The 20955-nt window shown below is 72.4% G+C and carries 17 protein-coding genes and 1 tRNA gene; 12 read left to right on the top strand and 6 right to left on the bottom strand.

What is annotated here, in order from left to right; all coding sequences use genetic code 11:
• Positions 1-15: 15 nt before the first annotated feature.
• Together AC3ERT_RS25620 and AC3ERT_RS25615 are read right to left on the bottom strand one after the other, a co-directional pair.
• A complete protein-coding gene (locus tag AC3ERT_RS25620; RefSeq protein WP_435177022.1) occupies positions 16-3069 on the bottom strand; it encodes an alpha-mannosidase in 3054 nt (1017 codons plus the stop codon).
• A gap of 629 nt (positions 3070-3698) precedes the next feature.
• Positions 3699-4559 (bottom strand): hypothetical protein, encoded by an 861-nt coding sequence (locus AC3ERT_RS25615; RefSeq protein WP_435177020.1) that lies wholly within the window; start codon positions 4557-4559, stop codon positions 3699-3701.
• Positions 4560-4970: 411 nt separating this feature from the next.
• Between AC3ERT_RS25615 and AC3ERT_RS25610 the strand changes: the two genes are divergently transcribed.
• The 8 genes from AC3ERT_RS25610 to AC3ERT_RS25575 all read left to right on the top strand — a co-directional run bounded on the left by AC3ERT_RS25610 (position 4971) and on the right by AC3ERT_RS25575 (position 12386).
• Positions 4971-5654 (top strand): vWA domain-containing protein, encoded by a 684-nt coding sequence (locus AC3ERT_RS25610; RefSeq protein ID WP_335981382.1) that lies wholly within the window; start codon positions 4971-4973, stop codon positions 5652-5654.
• Positions 5655-5731: 77 nt separating this feature from the next.
• Positions 5732-6670 carry a protein phosphatase 2C domain-containing protein gene (locus AC3ERT_RS25605; protein ID WP_435177018.1) on the top strand — a complete coding sequence of 313 codons (939 nt, stop codon included), beginning with the start codon at positions 5732-5734 and terminating at the stop codon, positions 6668-6670.
• Positions 6622-8658 carry an LppU/SCO3897 family protein gene (locus AC3ERT_RS25600; protein ID WP_435177016.1) on the top strand — a complete coding sequence of 679 codons (2037 nt, stop codon included), beginning with the start codon at positions 6622-6624 and terminating at the stop codon, positions 8656-8658. Before AC3ERT_RS25605 ends, AC3ERT_RS25600 begins: the two co-directional genes overlap by 49 nt.
• Before the next feature lie 112 nt (positions 8659-8770).
• Complete coding sequence (locus AC3ERT_RS25595; protein ID WP_335981376.1) at positions 8771-9124, top strand: histone-like nucleoid-structuring protein Lsr2; 354 nt, start codon at positions 8771-8773, stop codon at positions 9122-9124.
• Positions 9125-9364: 240 nt separating this feature from the next.
• Positions 9365-9646 carry a hypothetical protein gene (locus tag AC3ERT_RS25590; RefSeq protein WP_435177014.1) on the top strand — a complete coding sequence of 94 codons (282 nt, stop codon included), beginning with the start codon at positions 9365-9367 and terminating at the stop codon, positions 9644-9646.
• Positions 9647-9766: 120 nt separating this feature from the next.
• Positions 9767-10627 carry an ATP-grasp domain-containing protein gene (locus tag AC3ERT_RS25585; RefSeq protein ID WP_435177050.1) on the top strand — a complete coding sequence of 287 codons (861 nt, stop codon included), beginning with the start codon at positions 9767-9769 and terminating at the stop codon, positions 10625-10627.
• A 137-nt stretch (positions 10628-10764) separates the two neighbouring features.
• Positions 10765-11226: a dTDP-4-dehydrorhamnose 3,5-epimerase family protein gene (locus AC3ERT_RS25580; protein WP_435177012.1), complete on the top strand. Its 462-nt coding sequence runs from the start codon at positions 10765-10767 to the stop codon at positions 11224-11226.
• A gap of 308 nt (positions 11227-11534) precedes the next feature.
• A complete protein-coding gene (locus tag AC3ERT_RS25575) occupies positions 11535-12386 on the top strand; it encodes an ATP-grasp domain-containing protein (protein WP_435177048.1) in 852 nt (283 codons plus the stop codon).
• A 48-nt stretch (positions 12387-12434) separates the two neighbouring features.
• Here AC3ERT_RS25575 and AC3ERT_RS25570 read toward each other — a convergent pair.
• A tRNA-Thr gene (locus AC3ERT_RS25570) sits at positions 12435-12508 on the bottom strand.
• A 214-nt stretch (positions 12509-12722) separates the two neighbouring features.
• Here AC3ERT_RS25570 and AC3ERT_RS25565 point away from each other — a divergent pair.
• The 3 genes from AC3ERT_RS25565 to AC3ERT_RS25555 all read left to right on the top strand — a co-directional run bounded on the left by AC3ERT_RS25565 (position 12723) and on the right by AC3ERT_RS25555 (position 15482).
• Positions 12723-13841, top strand: a complete 1119-nt coding sequence (locus AC3ERT_RS25565) for an ABC transporter ATP-binding protein (RefSeq protein WP_335981331.1) — start codon at positions 12723-12725, stop codon at positions 13839-13841.
• A 222-nt stretch (positions 13842-14063) separates the two neighbouring features.
• A complete protein-coding gene (locus AC3ERT_RS25560; protein ID WP_335981329.1) occupies positions 14064-14477 on the top strand; it encodes a hypothetical protein in 414 nt (137 codons plus the stop codon).
• A gap of 246 nt (positions 14478-14723) precedes the next feature.
• A complete protein-coding gene (locus tag AC3ERT_RS25555) occupies positions 14724-15482 on the top strand; it encodes a nucleotidyltransferase family protein (protein ID WP_335981326.1) in 759 nt (252 codons plus the stop codon).
• 180 nt (positions 15483-15662) lie between these two features.
• On the opposite strand, the gene AC3ERT_RS25550 is transcribed toward AC3ERT_RS25555, so the two are convergent.
• Complete coding sequence (locus AC3ERT_RS25550; RefSeq protein ID WP_435177010.1) at positions 15663-17312, bottom strand: DoxX family protein; 1650 nt, start codon at positions 17310-17312, stop codon at positions 15663-15665.
• Between the two features lie 216 nt (positions 17313-17528).
• On the opposite strand from AC3ERT_RS25550, the gene AC3ERT_RS25545 reads away from it, so the two are divergent.
• Entirely contained in the window at positions 17529-18353 is an 825-nt protein-coding gene (locus AC3ERT_RS25545; RefSeq protein ID WP_435177008.1) for a sulfotransferase family protein, read from the top strand.
• Between the two features lie 75 nt (positions 18354-18428).
• On the opposite strand, the gene rlmB is transcribed toward AC3ERT_RS25545, so the two are convergent.
• Together rlmB and cysS are read right to left on the bottom strand one after the other, a co-directional pair.
• Positions 18429-19385, bottom strand: a complete 957-nt coding sequence (rlmB, locus tag AC3ERT_RS25540; RefSeq protein ID WP_335981319.1) for a 23S rRNA (guanosine(2251)-2'-O)-methyltransferase RlmB — start codon at positions 19383-19385, stop codon at positions 18429-18431.
• 64 nt (positions 19386-19449) lie between these two features.
• Complete coding sequence (gene cysS / locus AC3ERT_RS25535) at positions 19450-20841, bottom strand: cysteine--tRNA ligase (RefSeq protein WP_435132715.1); 1392 nt, start codon at positions 20839-20841, stop codon at positions 19450-19452.
• Between the last annotated feature and the right edge of the window lie 114 nt (positions 20842-20955).

Here is a 20955-nt window from a genome sequence, read left to right as displayed (position 1 = left end):
TGCGGGATGTGGTGGTCAGGCGCGCGGGATGCGCAGCGTCATCATCTGGAAGGGACGCAGCGTGATGGCCAGGCCGTCGTCGGCGAGATCCGGTCGAGCGGTGTCCGCGAGCGGGCGCTCCAACAGGTCGGTGAGGACGGACCGGTCGGAGGCAAATCCGTCTGCCCGGAGCGTGGTGCGAGTACGGGCGCCGTTCGCCTCGTAGAGGCGGACGACGAGGTCGCCGCTGCGGTCGTCGGCGAGCTTGACGGCGCTCACCACGACGGCGTCGTTGTCCACGGTCACCAGGGGTGTGACGGTGTTCGCGCCGGCCACCCGGCGCTCGGGGAGGTTGGCCCGGTAGCCTTCGCGGACGGCGTCGCCGATCGTGGCGCCTGGCACCAGGGCGTGCCGGAAGCGGTGGACTCCCTGGTCGGTCTCGGGGTCGGGGAAGCGGGGCGCCCGCAGCAGAGAGGCCCGCACCGTGGTCGTGGTGCCCGCGTCGGCGCCGGTGCGCACCGCGCGGGTGACGTCGTGGCCGTAGGTGGCGTCGTTGACCAGGGCGATGCCCCAGCCGGGCTCGTCGAGGTGGACGAAGCGGTGGTTGCACGCCTCGAACTTCGCCCACTCCCAGCTGGTGTTCTGGTGGGTGGGCCGGTAGACGTGGCCGAACTGGGTCTCGGAAGCGTACCGGTCGGCCCGTACGTCCAGCGGGAAGGCGAGTTTCAGGAAGCGTTCCGTCTCGTGCCAGTCGACCTCGGTGTCGATGTCGATCCGCTTGGCGTCCGCGGGCAGCGAGAGCAGTTGGACGACGCGGGAGTTGCCGAAAGTGCGCTCGATCCGCACTCCGGTGCCGTCGGGACGGAGGTCCGTGGTGTCGGTGAGGTCGGTGCCGACGTTGCGGTAGAAGGCGTCGACGTCCCATGCGTCCCACTGGTTGGGCAGGTCGGGGTGGAGCTGGAGCAGGTTGCCCGCCTGCCCCGGGGCGATGGACTCGCGGTCGGCCGCGATGTCGTAGGCCGAGACCACCAGGCCGCGTCCGTCGATCTCGACCCGCAGCAGGCCGTTGTCCAGGACGAAGCCGCCGCTCTCGCGAGGGGTGGGGGCCACCGATGCGCCCGCGGAGGTGCCCGGCGCCGCCCCGCCGGAGGGGACGCCGCCGCGCCCGTGTGGGGCCGAGTTGAACACCAGATCCGCGGCATCGGTCTCCGCGGCCTGGTTGCCCGTACCGCTCGGCGCGCCCGCGAGTGCGCCCTGCGCCTGGGCGATGATCGCTTCGAGTTCGGCCGCGACTCGCGCGTACGTCTGGCGGGCCTCGCTGTGCACCCACGCGATCGAGGAGCCGGGCAGGATGTCGTGGAACTGGTGCAGCAGCACCGTCTTCCAGAGCCGGTCCAGCGCCTCGTAGGGGTAAGGGGCGCCGGTGCGGACGGCAGCGGTCGTGGCCCACAGTTCGGCCTCGTAGAGCAGGTGCTCGCTGCGCCGGTTGCCCCGCTTGGTCTGGGCCTGGCTGGTCAGGGTGGCGCGGTGCAGTTCCAGGTACAGTTCGCCGACCCAGACCGGCGGGTCGGGGTACTCGGCCTCCGCTTTGGCGAAGAAGGCTGCGGGCGCCTCCCATTCCACGGTCGCCGACCCTTCGAGGCTGCGCAGCCGGGCGGCCTTGGCGACCATCTCGCGGGTGGTGCCGCCGCCTCCGTCGCCGTACCCGGTCGGCGCGAGGGAGTGGCTGGCGGCGCCCTTCTCCTTGAAGTTGCGCGCCGCGTGTGCGATCTGGCTGCCCGCCATCTCGCAGTTGTAGCTGTCGACCGGCGGGAAGTGCGTGAAGACGCGAGAGCCGTCGATCCCCTCCCAGGTGAAGGTGTGGTGGGGGAAGGTGTTGGTACGGCTCCAGGAGATCTTCTGGGTGAGCAGCCACTTGGAGCCTGCGGCCTTGATGATCTGCGGCAGGCCGGCGGCGAAGCCGAAGGTGTCGGGGAGCCAGACCTCCTCGTTGTCCACCCCGAACTCCTCGATGAAGAAGCGCTTGCCGTGGACGAACTGGCGGGCCATCGCCTCGGACCCGGGCATGTTCGTGTCGGACTCCACCCACATGCCGCCGGCGGGCACGAAGCGGCCGTCGGCGACCGCCTGCTTGACCCGCGAGTACACCTCGGGCCGGTGCTCCTTGATCCATGCGAACTGCTGGGCCTGCGACATCGTGAACACGAAGTCGGGGTCGTCGTCCAGCAGGGCCGTCATGTTGGAGGCGGTGCGCGCGACCTTCCGTACCGTCTCCCGGAGCGGCCACAGCCACGCCGAGTCGATGTGGGCATGGCCGACCGCGCTGATCCGGTGCGCGGCCGGGACCGCGGGCGCGGCGAGCACACCCGCCAGCGCCTCCCGCGCGGCCTGAGCGGTGGCGTTGACGTTCTGCAGGTCCAGGACGTCGAGTGCGCGACTGACCGCGCGCAGGATCTCCCAGCGGCGCGCACCCTCGACGGGCAGCTCCGCCATCAGCTCGCCGAGTACTTCCAGGTCGAGCACCAGGTTCCATACGGTCTCGTCGAAGACCGCCAGAACCATCGGTCCGAGGACGTACTGGGGGGCGTCGCCGGCGGTCGCCCGGTCGCCCAGCGGCGTGGGCATGAACGGCACGTCGCTGTCGATGACCGGGTTGGACGCGGCCTCGATGTGCCAGTGGACCTGCTCGCCGCCCTTGGCCGGCGAGGCCACGCGTACAGCGGAGTTGCGCGGGTGGAGCCCCTTGATCGGTGTGCCGTCGGGCCGGTAGACGAGGCCCTCGCACTGGAAGCCGGGGCTGCGCGGGGTGAAGCCGAGGTCGAGCACGGCCTCGACGGTCCGGCCGGCCCAGTCCTCGGGCACCGTTCCGCTGACCTTGAACCAGCTCGTACCCCAGGGCGCACCCCAAGGCGTGCCCGCGCTGATGGGCCGGGTCTGTGCCGACAACCCCTCCGCCACAGGTACGGGTTCACCGGACGTGGACCAGATCTCCACGGTCAGCGGCACCGTCTCCGGGTGGATTGCCGGGCGGATGCGCTCCCGCAGGACGCGCTCCAGGCGGGCCTCGACCAGTTGGCGGTCGTCATGCATGAGAACGGTCTCCTGATGGTTGGACTCGACAGGGCGGGGTGCTGCCGGTCAACGACCGGCTGTGGCGGCCGGTTCCGGACGCTCACGGAGGACGGGGGTGTCCGAAGACTGCTGCGGCGATGTACCTCTGCGCTGAGGGCGCCGCGACATTTCCGGCCTTTCGAATGGTCGATCCGTGCCCTGCGGGGGGCGGGACGAATCCGCCGCAACCGGCAGCGGGAAACGCTTCCCCAGGGCGACACGAGCGGTGGGCGCCCGGCGGATGTCGGTGGCCAACGTCGTTGCACGCTCCCATCAGCGCTAGGCGGGACAGGCAAGGCGATCGGGTTCCTGCGGTGCCGGCGACCAGACGTCGCGGCGCCGGGTGAACGGCGGCCGAGTCCCCCGCACGGTAGGCGTCGGCGTGGCGCCGTACGAACCTACGAACAGGCAATGGAGTTTGTCAATACGTTTTACGAACCCCGCTTCGGCCCCCACCACCCCGCCCGGGCACGCGTCACCGAAGGGGTTGCTGCGGAAGGACCCCCGGGCAAGCCCGCAGGGCGGGTGGCGGCCGACGGGCGGTCGGAGTCAGCGCGAACCGGTCGGCGTCCTCCGCCGGTTGCTGATCCCGGCGCGGGCCGCGGGCGTCACCGGGCGATGTCGAACGTCCGGGTGGCGGAGTCGAACGAGGAGGTTTTCGCGCCGGGCATCTTCCCGGCGGCGGCGAGGCCGACGTTGACCCTGTCGACGTCCTTGCCGAGGTCGGAGTCGGGGGCGACCCGAAGCCGGACCCGAACACGGACGGTGGCGCCTGCCTTGAGGGAGGTGCTCAGCACCCGGACTGCGGAGCCGTTGCCCGGCCCGGCCGAGACCCAGCGGTGGCCGTCGTACCGCTGGACGGTGAAGCCGTCGGCCACCTGGTCGCCGGTGGGGTCGCAGCTGATGACGGTGTCCGGGTCGCACGGGGAGATATCGAGCCCGGCGTTCAGGGGTGCGATGTCCCGGGTGGAGTTGTTGCGGACCTCGTACGTCGCCTCGGACCAGGTTCCACTGCGGTGCAGGGTGGTGCCGTGTCCGGGTGCGCCGACCTCGGTGACGGTCACCGCGGCGAGTGGGGCCTGCACACTGTCGGTCGCCAGGGTGCGGCCGGCGGCGCTGAGGGTCACGTGCACCGCCACCGCGTCGTCCGCGCGGGACGGCCCGTACTGCGGGTTGAGGTAGACGCGCCAGAGGCCGTTGTCGTCGAGGGGCACCGTGTAGCTGCCGGTCAGCGTGTCGAGTCCGGCCGTCGGACCGGCGGAGCGGGTCAGTTCGAGAGCGGGCCAGCCGTCCCAACCGGTGGAGCCCTGCGGCTCGTACTGCGTCTTCAGCGACTTTCCGGCCGGGACGTCGAAGCGCAGGGTGACCTTCGCCTGCGGCGGGTGGGCGCTGTTGGTGTGCACGGACATCGCCAGCAGGCCGTCCGTGCCGCGGGCGTAGGTGTCGATCGCGTCCAAGTGGACGGACACCGGCGGATCGGGGGTCGGCGTCGGGTCGGACTTGGTTCCGCCGCTGCTCCCGCAGGCCGCAAGCGCTCCGACCAAGACGGCAACGACCGCCCCTACCCGCCACCGTGCAGTCCCGGTTCGCATGCTGTCCCCCAACAGTCGGTCGCCGGCCGGTGGGCCGAGTCTGCCACAGCCCCGCCGTTCACCGGGCCGAGCCGCGGACACGGCCAAGTGACCGCCCCGGTAGCCCCGTCGGCAGCAGGAGGTGCCGCCTGCGACGCGCCAAGCCGATCGGCCACATATGACGGGTCCCGTGACCTGGGAACTCGGCGGACCGGCCAGCAGCATCGGAGGTGCGGGGCGCCGGCCGCGGCAGCGACGGGCGGGGCCCGCACACCACATGAGCGAGCAAGTGCGAGGAGGCGGATTGCGATGGCGGAGACGAAGGGCGTGCTGCTGCCGACCTATGTCGTGGCCGATGAGTCGGCGTCGATGGGGCCGTATCTGGGCGACCTGCAAGGCGGGGTGACGTCGCTGTGCGAGGGGCTGCGCGCGGAGCCGATGGTCGCGGCGAAGCTGCGGCTGGCGGTGCTCGGCTTCTCCGACGACGTGCAGGTGCGGCTCGCCGTGGCCGACATGCGCACCGAGACCTCCCTGCCGCAGGTGGCGATCCGCGGGATGACCAGCTACCGGGCCGTGTTCGACGACATGCTCCAGCGCATCCCGTCCGACGTGCAGTGGCTGCGGGGCGACGGCTACAAGGTGCACCGCCCGGTGATCTTCTTCCTCAGCGACGGCCAGCCCACCGACGGCACCGACTGGCACTCCGCGCACGCCGCCCTGGTGGACCGGGAACGGACCCCGACTGCGCCGAACATCATCGCCTGCGGCATCGGCGACGCGCTGGCGCAAACCATGGTCGACGTCGCGACCCGGCCGGAGTTCGCGTTCGTGGCCAAACCCGGCACCGACATCGGCAAGGCGGTCGCGGAGTTCTTCCACTCCCTGACGACGAGCCTGGTGGCGACCGGCCACGCGCTGAACTCGGCCGCACCGCAGCTCGTCGTCAACCAACCCGACCAGTTCACGCTGGCGATCGACGAGGTCGGCCTGTGACTCCCACCGACCCGCGGCGCAACCCGTCCGGGAGCCCCGTGCCGCCACCCGCACCACCGCACGCCCCCGCAACCACCGTGCCGACCGCAGCCGCTGCCGCGGACGGCGGCCCGCAGCCCTGGCAGCGGATCACCGTCGACATCCCCGGGATGGAGTTCGAGGCGCGGCCCCCTGACCAGTACGCGTTCGACTTCCCCGACAGCGAGTGCGACGGCTGGTCCACCGACCACCTCACGGTCCGGTTCGCCTCGATCCGCGGCGCGAAGCACCGCTACTACCGGCAGCCGCGCCAGGACGCCGCGCGGGCCGCGGTGCACGAGGCGACGGGCAGCGTGGTGTTCGTCGTCGCCGACGGCGTCTCCAGCGCCACCGAGTCGCACCAGGGCGCCGTCGAGGCGAGCCGGGCCTGCGTCGAGCGGATGCTGCACCTGCTCAGCCAGTCCCCCGGCCCCCTCGACCTGGCCGATGTCGCCTCCTACGCCGCCGCCCGCCTCGAAGAGCTGGCCCGGTGGCGGCTGGGCACCGCCGACGTGACGCCCGACGACGTGGCCCGGCTGTACGCGACCACCGTGGTGGCCGGCACGGTCCGCCCCGCCGCCAACGGCCCGCGCGTCGAGGTTTTCCGCATCGGCGACTCCGGTGCCTGGCTGCTGGACCGGGCCGGCGGCCACTACCGGGCGCTGTTCGGCACCAAGACCGGCGGCGCGACAGACGCGCTGGTCACGAACGAGGTGGCGCCGCTGCCGCACGTCCCCGCCCAGCCCGAACAGGCAGCCTTCCAGCTGGGCGACCCCTGGCTGCTGCTCGCGGGCACCGACGGTTTCGGCGATCCGCTCGGCGACGGGGACGGCGCGGTCGGCGCGCTCTTCGCCCGCCACCTGGCCGTACCCCCGCCGCCGTTGTGGCTCGCCCACGTGCTGGACTTCTCCCGCGAGACGTTCGACGACGACCGCACGCTGCTGGCCGTATGGCCCCGGACGAACCCGGGACCGCCGCCCGGGGCCGGGCCGAGATGACCGCCGCCGGCCCCGCGTCCGTCGACGCCGCCGCCCTGGTGCTGGGCGACCGCCTCGGCCAGGGCGGCCAGGGCACCGTCCACCAGGTGCGCAACAAGCGCATCAACAAGTCGGCGCCGGACGGCGGTTGGGAGGTCGTCTACAAGGAGTACGGCCCCGCGGCGCTGCCCGACCTGGACGCCCGGGCGCTCGACGCGGCCGTGGCGCTGCTCGGCCGGCTCCCCGAGGGGGAAGCCCGCTGGCTGTGCGAGAAGACCGCGTGGCCGGCGGTCGTGGTCAAACGCCAGGGCCTGGCCGGCGGGTTCCTGATGCGGGCCGTCCCCGACCGCTTCCACTTCACGCTGCGGACGCTGGCCGGTGCGAGCACGGGGCCGCGGCGGCTGGCCACGGTGGAGTACCTCCTCAACGACGACACCTACGTCGCCGGGATCGGCCTGTCCGTGGGCGACCGCGACCGGCTGCTGCTCCTCGCCGACCTCGCCGCGACCCTGGACCGCCTCCACAAGCTGGGGGTGGCCGTCGGGGACGTCTCCCCGAAGAACCTGCTGTTCACGCTGACGCCCCGGCCCGAGTGCTTCCTCATCGACAGCGACGCCATGCGGCTGAACGGCACCAGTGTGCTGCCGCAGGCGGAGACACCGGACTGGCAGATCCCGAACGGCGAGGAGCGCGCCACCCCCGCGAGCGACACCTACAAGCTCGCCCTGCTGGCCGTCCGCCTGTTCGCCCGCGACCAGGCGACGACGGACCCCGCCCGGCTCGCCCGGGCCGGTACCGCCCTCGGCGACCTGGCGCGCGCCTCCCTCGCCCCTACCCCGGCGACCCGGCCCACCCCGGCGGCCTGGGCCGAGCAGCTCACGTCGACCGCCGCCACCACGACCAACCAGCCGCCCACCGGCGGCCGGAAGAAGGGCACCCCGACGGCGGGCGCGAACCAGCGGCCCCCCGGGCAGCCCAACGGACCGGGCGTCGCCACCCACGGCCCCGGCTCCCCCGGCTCCGGACCCGGCCGCCCCCACCCCCGCACCCGCACCGCCGCCGCCGGCATCAAGCAGGCCGCCGGCATCCTCGCGGGAATCCTGATCCTGGTCCTCCTCATCGCGACCGGCCACCACCACCATGCCCAGTCGCAGGCCGACACCCCCGCCACCGACCCCGGCCGGAGCGACACACCCTTCCCCGACCCCGGCACCACCTCGGCCGACCCGTACGACACCGGCGACGACCTGGGCAGCATCGGCGATCCGGGCGGCGACCCGTCGGACAACCCGAGCGACGACCCGTCGACCGACCCCGACACCCCGTCCCCCACGCCCACCGACCCCATAGCCACTGCGGCAGTCGGCGACTGCTTCGACGACGCCGGTGGCAGCGCCCACGCCGACCTGAGCACGACCTCCTGCACAACAGGGACCTTCAAAGTCGTCCAGGTCAACAGCGACACCACCGACCTGAAGAGCTGCGACGGCGTCACCGACAGCGACGAGAGCGTCTCGTCCACCGCCTACGACCGCGTGCTGTGCCTGAGCTACCTCAGTTCCGGTGGCAGCTCGTTCCACGCCTCCCAGGGCGACTGCGTGTTCGGCGCACCCGGCGCCGACGAGTGGTCGACGCTGCCCTGCTCGACCGGCACCTTCAAGGTCCTGGCCGTCTACCACGGCACGACAGCCCACTCGAAGTGCGAGAACTGGCCGCACTACAACCAGTGGCGCACCATGACCGTCCCCGGCAACTCCGGCCTCGACGTGCTGCTGTGCCTGTCCATGCAGTACCCCGACGACGCCGGCTACGCGACGCGCAACGAGTGCCTGGTCAAGTCGGGCAACACCTTCACCAACGTCGGCAGTTGCGCGAAGTCCAACGTCTACGTCTCGGGGCGCACCAACACCTACGACGACCCCGCCTTCTGCCAGGGCGACGCCTCCGTGTGGTGGCGCTCCAACGACTACCCGACCTTCGCCTACACCGTCTGCTGGCGCTGGCGATGAGCCCGGGCCCGCCCCGCCGGGACGTCGCGCGCACCGCAGCGGAGAGGGCCCGGCGTCCTTCCGGTGAGGGGCGACTACCCAAGGCCAGGTGCGAGGCCATATCGTCCCTCGCATGGCACAGAAGGTAGTGACTCTCTACACCGATGACCTCACCGGGGAAGAGTCCGCAGAGATCGACACGTACACGATTCTGGTCAACGGCGCGGGGGTCGAGATCGATCTCACGCCGGACAGCCACGACAAGCTGATGGAGGCGCTGAGCCCCTTCCTCCACGCAGAGGGCGCCCGCCGGGTCCGCGACGCCGGCACCGGCCGCGGCCGCCGTCCCCGGGGCGCGGCGACCCGCCCGGCCAAGGACGACGACTCCGCCGCCGTGCGGGCCTGGGCCAAGGAGCAGGGCTACGACATCAACGACCGCGGCCGGGTCCCGGCGACGGTACGGGAAGCGTACGAAAAGGCCCACTGACCCCTGCCCCGCCCAAGGCACCGCCGCCGCGTCCACCCACCCGGAACCCCGGTTCGGAATCCCTCCGAGCCGGGGTTTCCGCATTCCGGCCGCCCGCCCCGGGTCCGCGCCGGGCCTGCCGCTCCCCTGCTCGCGGAGCTGCCCCCGGGGAGCGAACGGTACCTGCGCGAGGCGTCGTACGAATGGCACGCCAGCGCGGGCCTGGAGCGGCTCGGCCGGATCAGCCGGACTCGGCACCCGGTGCTGGAGACCGTCGAGGGACGGCGGCTGCGACCGGACACCGAGGCCGTGGTCACCACCGCCGCGGCACTCGGCCACGAGGTGCACTGCGCCACCACGCGGGTGCGGCCGCCGGACGGCGAGCCAGTCTGGGGCGCCGTCCACGCGAACCCCGTCGTCGACTTCGCCGCCCGGGACATCACGGACGAACTCGCCGACTACGCGGCCGCGCACACATCGACGGCATCCACACGGGCAACGAGTACCTCACGCCTCTGGCCGCGCGGCTCTGCGGACGGCTGAAACTGCCGGGCAATGACCCGGACCTCGCGGACGGCCCACGCAACAAGGCGGTGATGGCCGCCCGATTCGCGGCGCACGGCGTGCGCGCCCCCTCGACCCGGGTGGCGGTCCGAGGCCGAACTGCTCGGCCTCGTCCCGGACCGGCTCGCGTTGCCCGTGGTCGTGAAGCCCGCAGCGAACGCCGGGTCCAACGGCGTGAGCGTCGTGTCCGATCCGCTCCGGCTGCCCGAGGTGTATGCCGCGGCACGGCGGCAGGGCGGGGAGACGGCGCCGCTCGGCATCGCGCTCGACGACCGGGTCCTGGTCCAGGAGTACGTCGCCGGGCAGGAGTACAGCATCGAGTCGGTGACCCAGGACGGGCACAGCCGACACCTGGCGATCACCCGGAAGATCACGACGCCCGGCGCGCACCGCGTCGAGATCGGCCACTCCCTGCCCACGCACCTCGCCCCGGAACTCGAAGACCGCGTGCTCGCGGAGGCGACGCGGACGCTGGCGGCGCTCGGCATCACGGACAGCGTCTCGCACACGGAGGTGATCGTCACACCCGACGGCGACTGCAAGGTGATCGAGGCCGCGGCCCGGATCGGAACCGGCCGTATCGGTGTGCTGGTCGAACTCGCCCTCGGCGTCAGCATGCCGCGGGCCAGTGTCGACCTGGCGCTCGGTCGGCCGGTCGACGTCGAACCGCGTCACAGCGGGCACGCCGTGTCCCGGTTGGTGGTCTCGCCGGCCCCGGGCGTGCTGAAGGAGTTGCGGAACCTGCCCGAACCCGGCGGCGAGGTGCACCTGGTCCAGGTCACCCGGTCGCTGGGCAGTGCCGTGACCGGCCCGCAGTCGAACAAGGGACGGGTCGGGCACTTAGTCGTCCACGGCAGGGACGACGCCGCCGTCAACGCCCAGGCGGACGCGTTGCTGGCGCGGGTGGCAGTCGTCGTCGACCAGGACAGCGGGACGGAGGCCACCGGTGGACGTCCGTGAGTTGGGTATCACAGGGGCCTGGCTCTTCGCGGCGCCGGTGCTCAGCGGTGAGCGCGGTGTGCACGTCGAGCCCTACAGCGCACCGGAGTTCGCCGCCGCGGTCGGCCGGCCGGCCGGCCACACTCGGCCATCTCAACGTGACAGTGGCACGGGCGGGTAGCGTCTTCGGCGTCCACTACGGCGACCTGCCGCCCGGGCAGGCGAAGTACCTGCACTGCGTGTCCGGTGCGGTGTGGGACGTCGTGGTGGACCTGCGCGTGGGCTCACCCACCTTCGGACAGTGGGAGGGGACCGTGCTGGACGACGTCGACCGCCACGCGGTGTACCTCAGCGAGGGCCTGGGCCACGCGTACGTCAGCCTGGCGGACCGCTCCACCCTGGTCTACGTCTGCTCGCAGCCCTTCATGCCCGACCGCGAACACAGCGTCAACCCGCTCGATCCCGGGCTGGGGATCGACTGGCCGTCCACGGACCGGTACGGCAAGCCGCTGGCCCTCAAGGTCGGTCCGCGCGACGGGTCCGCGCCGACCCTCCGGCAAGCCCTCGCCGCGGGACGCCTGCCCGCCCTGTCCGCTCTGCCCGCCGACGACCGCACCTGACCCGCCACCGACGCCCGCGACCGGAACACCCACTACCGACCGCCGACACACGCCGCACCAGTCCAGGACGAGTTCGGGGCGAACGAACGCCACGGAGCACTCCGGAGAAAGCCCGCAGATGACAACAGGAATTCCGGCCGAACCCCCAGAGACGGCGAAAGCAGAGCCGGCACCGGATGCAGCCGCACCGCCGAACTTGTTCCGCCTCCCCGGCTTCCGCTGGTACTACCTGGGGACCTCGGTGTCGCTGATCGGCAGCGCCATGGCTCCGGTGGCGCTGGCGTTCGCGGTGCTCGGCCAATCGGGATCTGGCCGCCTTCTTCCGCGGCACCCCCGTCGTCGTCAAACCGTCCAACCGGCACGCCTCCGTCGGTGTCGTGCGAGTGGACCGGGCCGAGGATGTCGCGTGGGCCTGGCATGAGTGCAGCACCGCGGACGAGGTGCGTACGGTCACCGGCCGGCCGCGTGAGCTGAACTACATCGCGGAGGAGTTCGTGGGCGGCTACCAGGTATCGGCCGAGACCCTGGTGCGCGACGGCGAGGTCGTCTTCGACACCGTCGACCTGATGTCGACGGCCACCGGTCCGTACTTCCCCATCCTCGCCGTCACGGTGCCTGCGCCGATCCCGTCCGAGGAGTACGCCGCCGTCATCCGCTCCGCGCGCCTGCTGGTCGCCGCGCTGGGCGTCGCCGACGGCACCGTCCACTCCGAGTGGAAGGTGCTCGACGGCGTGCCCCACCTCATCGAGTGCGCCGCCCGCGTGCCCGGGGCCTTCACCCCCGAACTCGCCGAACGCAGCTACGACGGCTTCTCCATGTACGGCGACCAGATCCGCCTGCTGGCCGGCCTGGACCCGGAACTGCCCGGTCCGCCCACCTCCACCGCGTCCGTACGGTGGTTCCACCCGCCGGCCGGAAAGCTCCGCGAGGTGCGCGGCGCGGCGCGGCTGGCCGAGGACCCGGCGGTCTTCCTGCACAGGATCAAGGTCGCCCCGGACGACGTGATCCCGGTCTGCCGTGACGGTTGGCAACGCATCGGCTACTTCGCGGTGCACGCCCCCGGCGCCGCGGAGGTGGCCGGCAAGGTGGCCGAGCTGCTCGCGGAGGTCCGGTTCGAAGTCGATCCGGCCGAGCCGGCCGGCGCGGAAGAGCCGCGGTGACAGCACGCGAGCCCGGGTCGGAGACGGTCCGACCCGGGCCTGCGGAAGAGCCCCCTGTCGGGTTCGAACCGACGACCTACGCTTTACAAGAGCGTCGCTCTGGCCAGCTGAGCTAAGGAGGCGCGGGGGTCAGTGTACCGGGCCGGGGGTGCCGGGGTCGGGGAAAATCCTGTCCCTGCGGCTGGTGACAAGACGGAAATCGGCAGGTAGCGTCACGGTGAGCCCGCTGATCAGGTGGGCTGTTCGATTTCGCGGAACACCTCCGGAGCTGCTCCGGGAGGTTCCTTTACTCGGATCGTCCGGCACGTTCCTGCCGGTGAAGGGACTGTCACAGTCATGGCAACTGTCACGTTCGACAAGGCGACCCGGATCTACCCGGGCGGCGACAAGCCCGCGGTCGACGGCCTCGACATCGAGGTCGGGGACGGCGAGTTCCTGGTACTCGTCGGCCCGTCCGGCTGCGGCAAGTCGACCTCGCTCCGCATGCTCGCGGGGCTGGAGGACGTCAACGCCGGCGCCATCCGCATCGGTGAGCGCGACGTCACGCACCTGCCGCCCAAGGACCGGGACATCGCGATGGTGTTCCAGAACTACGCGCTGTACCCGCACATGACCGTCGCGGACAACATGGGCTTCGCCCTGAAGATCGCCGGCGTCAACAAGGCCGACATCCGCAAGCGGGTCGAGGAGGCCGCGAAGATCCTCGACCTGACCGAGTACCTCTCGCGGAAGCCGAAGGCGCTCTCCGGTGGTCAGCGGCAGCGTGTCGCGATGGGCCGCGCGATCGTGCGTGAGCCGCAGGTCTTCCTCATGGACGAGCCGCTGTCGAACCTCGACGCGAAGCTCCGTGTGCAGACCCGTACCCAGATCGCCAGCCTCCAGCGCCGGCTGGGCGTCACCACCGTCTACGTCACCCACGACCAGGTCGAGGCCATGACGATGGGCGACCGCGTGGCGGTGCTCAAGGACGGTCTGCTCCAGCAGGTCGACAGCCCCCGCAACATGTACGACCGCCCGGCGAACCTCTTCGTCGCGGGCTTCATCGGCTCCCCGGCGATGAACCTCGTCGAGGTCCCGATCACCGACGGCGGCGTGAAGTTCGGCAACACCGTGGTGAACGTGGCGCGCGAGGCGGTCAAGGCCGCGGCCGACAAGGGTGACAAGACGGTCACCGTCGGTGTGCGTCCCGAGCACTTCGACGTCACCTCGGGCGGCGCCGCGGGCCTGTCCAAGGAGGGCCCGGAGGGCCTGGCCGTGACCGTCAACGTCGTCGAGGAACTCGGCGCCGACGGTTACGTGTACGGCTCCGCCGAGGTCGGCGGCGAGCACAAGGACCTGGTGCTCCGCGTCGGCGGCCGCGAGATCCCGGAGAAGGGCGCCGTGCTGCACGTCGTGCCGCGCCCGGGCGAGACCCACGTCTTCGCGACCTCCACCGGCGAGCGCCTCAGCGACTGACGCGCAGACGGCACTTCGGCGGGCCGGTACGTCCCACGCGGACGTACCGGCCCGCCGCGTTTCGCGGCCCGCGCAGCCCCTGCCCCGCTACCGGGCGTTCATCCGCAAAACCGGCCTTTCGGGTGCGTTCGTCAACACCGTGACTGCGGCTGCCCTGTTTCACCTCCCTCGTCAGAGTGACTAAATGTCGCCAAATCATTACCAGTCGCTACGATCCGATGCGTGAACCAGGTAGCTCGCCGTCTCGGCAAGACATTCGCGCTCGTTCTTCCGGTCGTCCTCGTGTTGTCGGGGACGCTCGCCGTCGCCCGCGTGCCGTGGGCCTCCTCCTCGCCGTCGGACGGACAGGTGCTGACCGCGGCGTCGTCGAAGAAGCAGGCATCCCTCGCGCCCCAGGAGGCGCTGCGCCAGAAGCTGCTGGCCGAACTCCAGGAGAAGGACCCGGGCGTCGCCCTGACCGACCTCCAGGTGGCCATGGCCAAGCAGCCCAGCCTCGCGCGGTACTGCGTCGACATCGCCCGCTCGCTGGGCCGCGCCGCCGTCGCGAAGTACGACGGCGCCGCCCACCGCGCACAGGCGTGGTCCCGGCCGGTCTGCGACACGTCGTTCGCGACCGGCGTCGCGTCCGTCGGCTGACCGGCAGCGACCGACAACGGCCAACGGCGACCATCAGCAACCAGCGGCAACCATCAGCAACGAGCGGCGAGGCAGCGGCCAAGCACGGCACGCACGCCTCCGCGGACAGCCCCGTACGACGGCCGCGGGCACAACAGCGGCCGGTACGGCGGCAGTCGGCGCCCATCGACGGAACACCCGGACGCGGACAGGCGTACGGCCCGCAGCACCCGGGCCGTACGCCTCCCGTCGCATAGGGTGCGCTGCATGACCCGCGCCGACCAGCACCCCGGTAACTCCGCCCCGCCCGCCCCCACCCCGGTCACCCAGGCGGTCCTGCTCGCCGGCGGGCAGGGCTCGCGGCTGCGGCCGTACACCGACGACCGCCCCAAGCCGATGGTGGAGATCCCCGGCACGGGCACGCCGATCATCGGCCACCAGCTGGCCTGGCTCGCCGCCGAAGGCGTCACGGACGCCGTCATCTCCTGCGGCCACCTCGCCGAGGTCCTCCAGGAGTGGCTGGACGCGACCCCGCTGCCGCTCAGCGTCACCACCGTCATCGAGCGCGAGCCGCTGGGCCGCGGCGGCGGGCTGAAGTACGCTGCCGCCTCGCTGCCCCGCCCGGAAGAGCCCTGGTACGCCACCAACGGCGACATCTGGACCCGTTTCCCGCTGCACGAGATGGCCGAGTTCCACCACGAGCGCGCCGCTGTCGCCACGCTCGCCCTGGCCCGTCCCCGCATCCCCTGGGGCGCCGTGGAGACCAACGAGTTCGGCCAGGTGCTGGACTTCATCGAGGCGCCCCCGTCGCCGTACCTGATCAACGCCGGCGTGTACGTCTTCGCCCCTGCCTTCACCGCGATGCTGCCCGATCTCGGGGACCACGAGCGGACCACCTTCCCCCGGCTGGCCCGGGAACGGCGGCTCGCCGGCTTCCCGATCCCGCACGGCGCCTACTGGCGGGCCATCGACACCGCGAAGGACCTCAACGAGGCGGCCAAGGAACTGGGTTCGCACCGCGGCTGACCCCCGCACCGCCCGCCGCCCGGGCCGCCCGACACCGCTGCCCCGCCCGCCGCACCGCCCGCCGCCCGCTGCCCGGGCACCGCACCCGTACCCGCGTGCCCGCGCACCCGTACCCCGCGCACATGGACAAGGGGCGCCCCCTTCCGAAGGAGGCGCCCCTTGTCCGTGGGTCCGGCCGGCTCAGGCGGTGTTCACCGGCGTCCCCTCCTGGTGCCCCGGCCCCGCCGACAGCCCGAGCAGCGGCCCGCTGCCCAGCAGCCCGCCGATCGCGCCCTGCGACGGCTTCGGCGACGGCGCGGGCGGCGCGGGCGCCTGGGTCGCGACGGGCGGCGGCGCCTGGGTGACGGGGGCGCTCCCACCGGAGGAGCCCCCGGACGAGCCGCCGGACCCGGACCCCGAACCGCTGCCGGTCGCCGTGCCCGTGGAACCGCCACCGGTGCCGATGGTGGTGTGGGTGCTCTGCGGCGTGCTGCTGCCGCTCGGCGCGTGCGTACGGCTCGGCGTCGCGCCGGGCGCCGTGCTCGCGCCGCTCGTGCTCGGGCCAGGCGACGGCTTCGCGTCGTCCGGGGCGCCGGAACTGCCGTCGCTGTCACCGCCGGAGACCTCCGGCAGCGGCGAACCGGGCAGGTTGTTCACGGGGGTCGGCCCGGTGCCGGTGCGGCCGTGCTCGGTGGTGCTGGCGCGGACGGCCGCGCCCAGCACCGAGCCGACCAGCAGCGTCAGGCCGATCGTGACGGTGGCGAGCACGGTGCCGCGGCGCAGCACGCGCCGCCGCAGGTCCCACAGGGTGACGCGGGGGCCGAGCCGGCGCCAGGCGTCGCCGGCCAGGTGGCCGTCGACGGAGTAGACCGGGGCGCCGGCGATCACCAGCGGGCTCCAGGCGGCCAGGTAGATGAAGTCGGGTGCGTCGTAGACCGGGACGGTCCGCCAGCTGACGGTGACCAGCAGGGCGATCGAGACGGCGGCGCCGAACACGGCGGCGACCCGCTGCCACAGGCCGAAGACGGTGAGCACACCGACCACGACCTGGAGGAAGGCGACGGACAGGCCCGCGCCCACCGGGTGGTTGAGGGCGGCGTCGCGCAGCGGCTCGGCGGCGGCCCACGGGTGCAGCGACGACAGCCACTTGACCATGGAGCCGCGGCTGCCGCCGTCGAAGTAGACCGGGTCGCACAGCTTGCCCATGCCCGCGTAGATGGACACGAAGCCGAGGAAGACGCGCAGCGGCAGCAGCACGATGCCGAGGTTCATCCGCCGGTGCGGGTAGTACGCGTGCCGGACGGAGTCGCGGCGTCCGCGCGGGCGGCGGGTGCGGGTGCGGTCGTCACCGCCCGCCGGGTCGCCGTACCGGCCGTCAGCGTCTTCGGCGTACTCGGCGTACTCGGCGTCCGCGCCGTCGGGGTAGCCTCCGCCGCGGCCGCCGGTGGCGACCAGCGGGTCGTCCAGCGGGGCGCGCTGGCCGACCACCGTGGCGACCGCGGGCGGCAGCACGGCCGTCTCGTCGATCCGCGGCAGGACCTGGGTCACGGCCCCGGCGCTCCCCGGGCCGTCGGCGGCATCGGCCTGCCGGCGCACCGCCTGCGTCAACTCGGGCGAGGTGTGCCCGGACCACACGACGGGCCGGCCGCGCCGCACGGACGGGGTCCGTACCGGGCCCCCGAAGGCGAGGGCGCGGGTCGAGGCCGCGCCGAGCTGCACCCGGAAGCTCGCGTGGTTGACGATGACCTGGGCGGGATCGCTCGGCACCCGTGCCATGGTCAGCACGCGCTCATCAAACCCGGGCGCCCCTCCCCCCGTCGAGGTGCGGGGTGTTCTGGTGTCCACACTCATCTAACCGAGTGACGGTCGTTTAGGACACTGCCTGACGGTCCCCCGTCAGACGAGTGCGGCCCGGGAGAGGCGGAGGGGCGAACAGCCCGATCCGTTCCCGCGCGGCGCGGATTTCACCGAAATCTCATCCTTTTCCCATGGTGTCGCCAAGGCGACACCAAGATTTGGCCAGCAGGATGCGGTGGTCAGTCCAAGTCCCGGTCCAGGAGCGGTGTGATGATCCTGCACGACCCCCGAGTGCGCCGGCTCGCCCGGCGGGTCCGCGTCAAGGCCAGGAAGGTGATCACCGCGCCGCCGCCGGTCCTCGCGCCCGAGGACACCCGTCTGGTGCCCGACCCGGTGTTCGTCATCTCCTCGATCCGGTCCGGCTCCACCCTGCTGCGGGTGCTGCTCAACAGCCACCCCGACATCCGCGCCCCGCACGAGATGCACCTGCGGACCCTCAAGCTCTCCTACGGCGAGTCCTACACGGAGAAGGCGATGGGCCTGCTCGAACTGGACCACCGGGAGCTGGAGCACCTGCTGTGGGACCGGGTGCTCCACCGTGAACTGGTGCGCAGCGAGAAGAAGGTCATCGTCGACAAGACGCCGGGCAACGCCGAGCTGTGGCAGCGGCTGCACGAGGCGTGGCCCCGGGCCCGGTTCATCTTCCTGCTGCGCAACCCCGCCTCGGTGGTCGCCTCCCAGATGGACTCCCGCCCCGACAAGGGCCTCGACTGGACCGTCCGCCACATCAGGCGCTACGTCGAGCAGGTCGACGCCGCCCGCGACACCCTCGACGGCATCACCGTGCGCTACGAGGACCTGACCGCCGACCCCGAGGCGCAGTGCCGCCGCCTGTGTACGTACCTGGGCGTCGAGTGGGCACCCAAGATGGTGCGTTACGGACGGCAGGACCACGGCCCGTTCCAGGTCACGATGGGCGACTGGAGCGACAAGATCAAGTCGGGGCGGGTCCAGGAGCCGCGCCCGATGCCGAAGCCCGAGGACGTGCCCGAGCCGCTGCGGGCGATCACCCGAAAGTGGGACTACCCCTGCTGAGCGGGGAGTTCCCGTGCTGAGCAGACCGTCCCCCTGCTCAGCACGGCAGGCGTCGGCTCCCGGCGCCGCCGTACGTCAGGCGCGGCGGCGGGACGCCTCGTAGAGCACGACGCCCGCGGCCACGCCGGCGTTGAGCGACTCCGCGCCGCCCGGCATGGGAATCCGCACCAGCAGGTCGCAGGTCTCGCCGACCAGCCGGGACAGCCCCTTGCCCTCGGACCCGGCCACCACGACCACCGGGCCGTCCAGCAGCTCCAGGTCCTGCAACTCCATGTCGCCGTCGGCGGCCAGCCCGACCACGGTCAGCCCGGCCTTCTGGTACGCCTCCAGGGTGCGGGTCAGGTTGGTGGCGCGGGCCACCGGCACCCGGGCCGCGGTGCCCGCCGACGTCTTCCACGCGCCCGCGGTCATCCCCGCCGCGCGCCGCTCGGGCACCACCACGCCGTGTCCGCCGAAGGCGGCGACGGAGCGCACCACGGCGCCGAGGTTGCGCGGGTCGGTGACGCCGTCGAGCGCCACGATCAGCGGGTCCTCGCCGCGGTCGGCCGCGGCCGCCACCAGGTCCTCGGGGTGGGCGTACTCGTAGGGCGGGATCTGGAGCACCAGGCCCTGGTGGTTCAGGCCCGCGGTGATCCGGTCCAGCTCCGGCCGCGGCGCCTCCAGCAGCGGCACCCCGCGGTCGGTGGCGAGCGTCACCGCCTCGCGCACCCGGTCGTCGTTGTCGATGAACTGCTGGACGTAGACGGCCGTCGCGGGGATGTCGGCGCGCAGCGCCTCGACCACCGGGTTGCGGCCGACCACCATCTCCGACGTCGACTTGGCGCCGCGGCCCGAGGGGCGGCGGGACTGAGCCGACACCGTCCGCCGGGCCTGCGCGTTGGCGACCCGGTTCTTCTTGTGGCCCTTGCGCGCCTCGGCCGGCGGGGTCGGGCCCTTGCCCTCAAGGCCCTTGCGGCGCTGCCCGCCACTGCCGACCGTGGCGCCCTTCTTGTTGGACGTACGGCGGTTCCTGCGCTGGCTGTTGCCGGCCATCGGACACTCTCTTCTTCGGTCGAACGCTGCAAAGCTGCACGGGGCCCGCGAGCCGGTGGACGGATCAGCCCCGCAGGGTCCAGCGCGAGCCGGTCGGGGTGTCCTCGATCTCCAGTCCCGCCTGGACGAGCTGGTCGCGGATGGCATCGGCGGTGCCGTAGTCCTTGCGGGACCGCGCCGACTGGCGCTGCTCCAGCACCAGCTGGACCAGGGAGTCGACGACGCCGTGCAGGTCGTCGCCGCCCTCGGCGCTGCGCCAGTGCGGGTCGAGCGGGTCCAGGCCCAGTACTCCGAGCATCGCACGGACCTCGGCCAGTCGCGCGACCGCGGTCTCCTTGTCGTCGGCGGTCAGGGCGCTGTTGCCCTGCCGGACGGTGGTGTGCACCACGGCCAGCGCCTGCGGGACTCCCATGTCGTCGTCCATCGCCTCGGCGAAGGCCGGCGGCACCTCGGCGGCCGGCTCGACGGTGCCCGCCTTCTCCACCACCCGCTGCGCGAAGCCCTCGATCCGGGCGAACGCCGCCTCGGCCTCGCGCAGGGCCTCCTCGCTGTACTCGATCATCGACCGGTAGTGCGGGGTGCCCAGGTAGTAGCGCAGCACGATCGGCCGCCAGCGCCGCACCATCTCCGAGACCAGCACCGAGTTGCCGAGCGACTTGCTCATCTTCTCGCCGCTCATGGTGACCCAGGCGTTGTGCACCCAGTACCGCGCGAACTCGTCGCCGTACGCCTTCGCCTGGGCGATCTCGTTCTCGTGGTGCGGGAAGATCAGGTCGATGCCGCCGCCGTGGATGTCGAAGGCGCTGCCCAGGTACTTGTGGGCCATCGCCGAGCACTCCAGGTGCCAGCCGGGCCGGCCGCGGCCCCAAGGGGTCGGCCAGGACGGCTCGCCGGGCTTGGCGGCCTTCCACATCGCGAAGTCCCGCTGGTCGCGCTTGCCGGTCTCGCCCTCGCCCTCGGGCTGGCGCAGGTTGTCCAGCTCCTGGTTGGACAGCTCCAGGTAGCCGGGGAACGAGCGCACGTCGAAGTAGACGTTCCCGTCGGCCACGTAGGCGTGGCCGCGCTCGATGAGGCCGCGCATCATCTCGATCATCTCCGGCACGTGGCCGGTCGCCCGCGGCTCGTACGTCGGCGGGAGGCAGCCGAGCGCGTCGTAGCCGGCGGTGAAGGCGCGCTCGTTCTCGTAGCCGATCGCCCACCAGGGGCGGCCCTGTTCGGCGGCCTTCTTGATGATCTTGTCGTCGATGTCCGTCACGTTGCGGACGAAGCTCACTTCGTAGCCGCGGTAGCGGAACCACCGGCGCATGATGTCGAAGTTGAGCCCCGACCGGATGTGGCCGATGTGCGGGGCCGCCTGCACGGTGGCGCCGCACAGGTAGATCGAGACGCGGCCCGGCGTGAGCGGGGCGAAATCACGAACCTGGCGCGCGTTGGTGTCGTACAGGCGAATAGTCACGCCACAAGGGTAGTGGGCGAAGCCCTGTGCCCCGCGCCCCTGGGCCAACTGCACATACTGCGGACACATAACAGCCCGGACGGCACAGTCGCGCGCGACGCCCGCCGCGCCGCC

Source organism: Actinacidiphila sp. bgisy145 (genome assembly GCF_057708125.1).
Note: the sequence above shows the minus strand (reverse complement) of the source record. Positions and strands in the feature narration are given on the sequence as shown.

Excerpts from the sequence above, each read along its gene's own strand:
- AC3ERT_RS25595 (WP_335981376.1), top strand. The coding sequence starts at position 8,771 with ATGGCACAGAAGGTAGTGACTCTCTACACCGATGACCTCACCGGGGAA.
- AC3ERT_RS25550 (WP_435177010.1), bottom strand. The coding sequence starts at position 17,312 with ATGAGTGTGGACACCAGAACACCCCGCACCTCGACGGGGGGAGGGGCG.
- AC3ERT_RS25565 (WP_335981331.1), top strand. The coding sequence starts at position 12,723 with ATGGCAACTGTCACGTTCGACAAGGCGACCCGGATCTACCCGGGCGGC.
- AC3ERT_RS25545 (WP_435177008.1), top strand. The coding sequence starts at position 17,529 with ATGATCCTGCACGACCCCCGAGTGCGCCGGCTCGCCCGGCGGGTCCGC.
- AC3ERT_RS25600 (WP_435177016.1), top strand. The coding sequence starts at position 6,622 with ATGGCCCCGGACGAACCCGGGACCGCCGCCCGGGGCCGGGCCGAGATG.
- AC3ERT_RS25620 (WP_435177022.1), bottom strand. The coding sequence starts at position 3,069 with ATGCATGACGACCGCCAACTGGTCGAGGCCCGCCTGGAGCGCGTCCTG.
- AC3ERT_RS25610 (WP_335981382.1), top strand. The coding sequence starts at position 4,971 with ATGGCGGAGACGAAGGGCGTGCTGCTGCCGACCTATGTCGTGGCCGAT.
- AC3ERT_RS25555 (WP_335981326.1), top strand. The coding sequence starts at position 14,724 with ATGACCCGCGCCGACCAGCACCCCGGTAACTCCGCCCCGCCCGCCCCC.
- rlmB (WP_335981319.1), bottom strand. The coding sequence starts at position 19,385 with ATGGCCGGCAACAGCCAGCGCAGGAACCGCCGTACGTCCAACAAGAAG.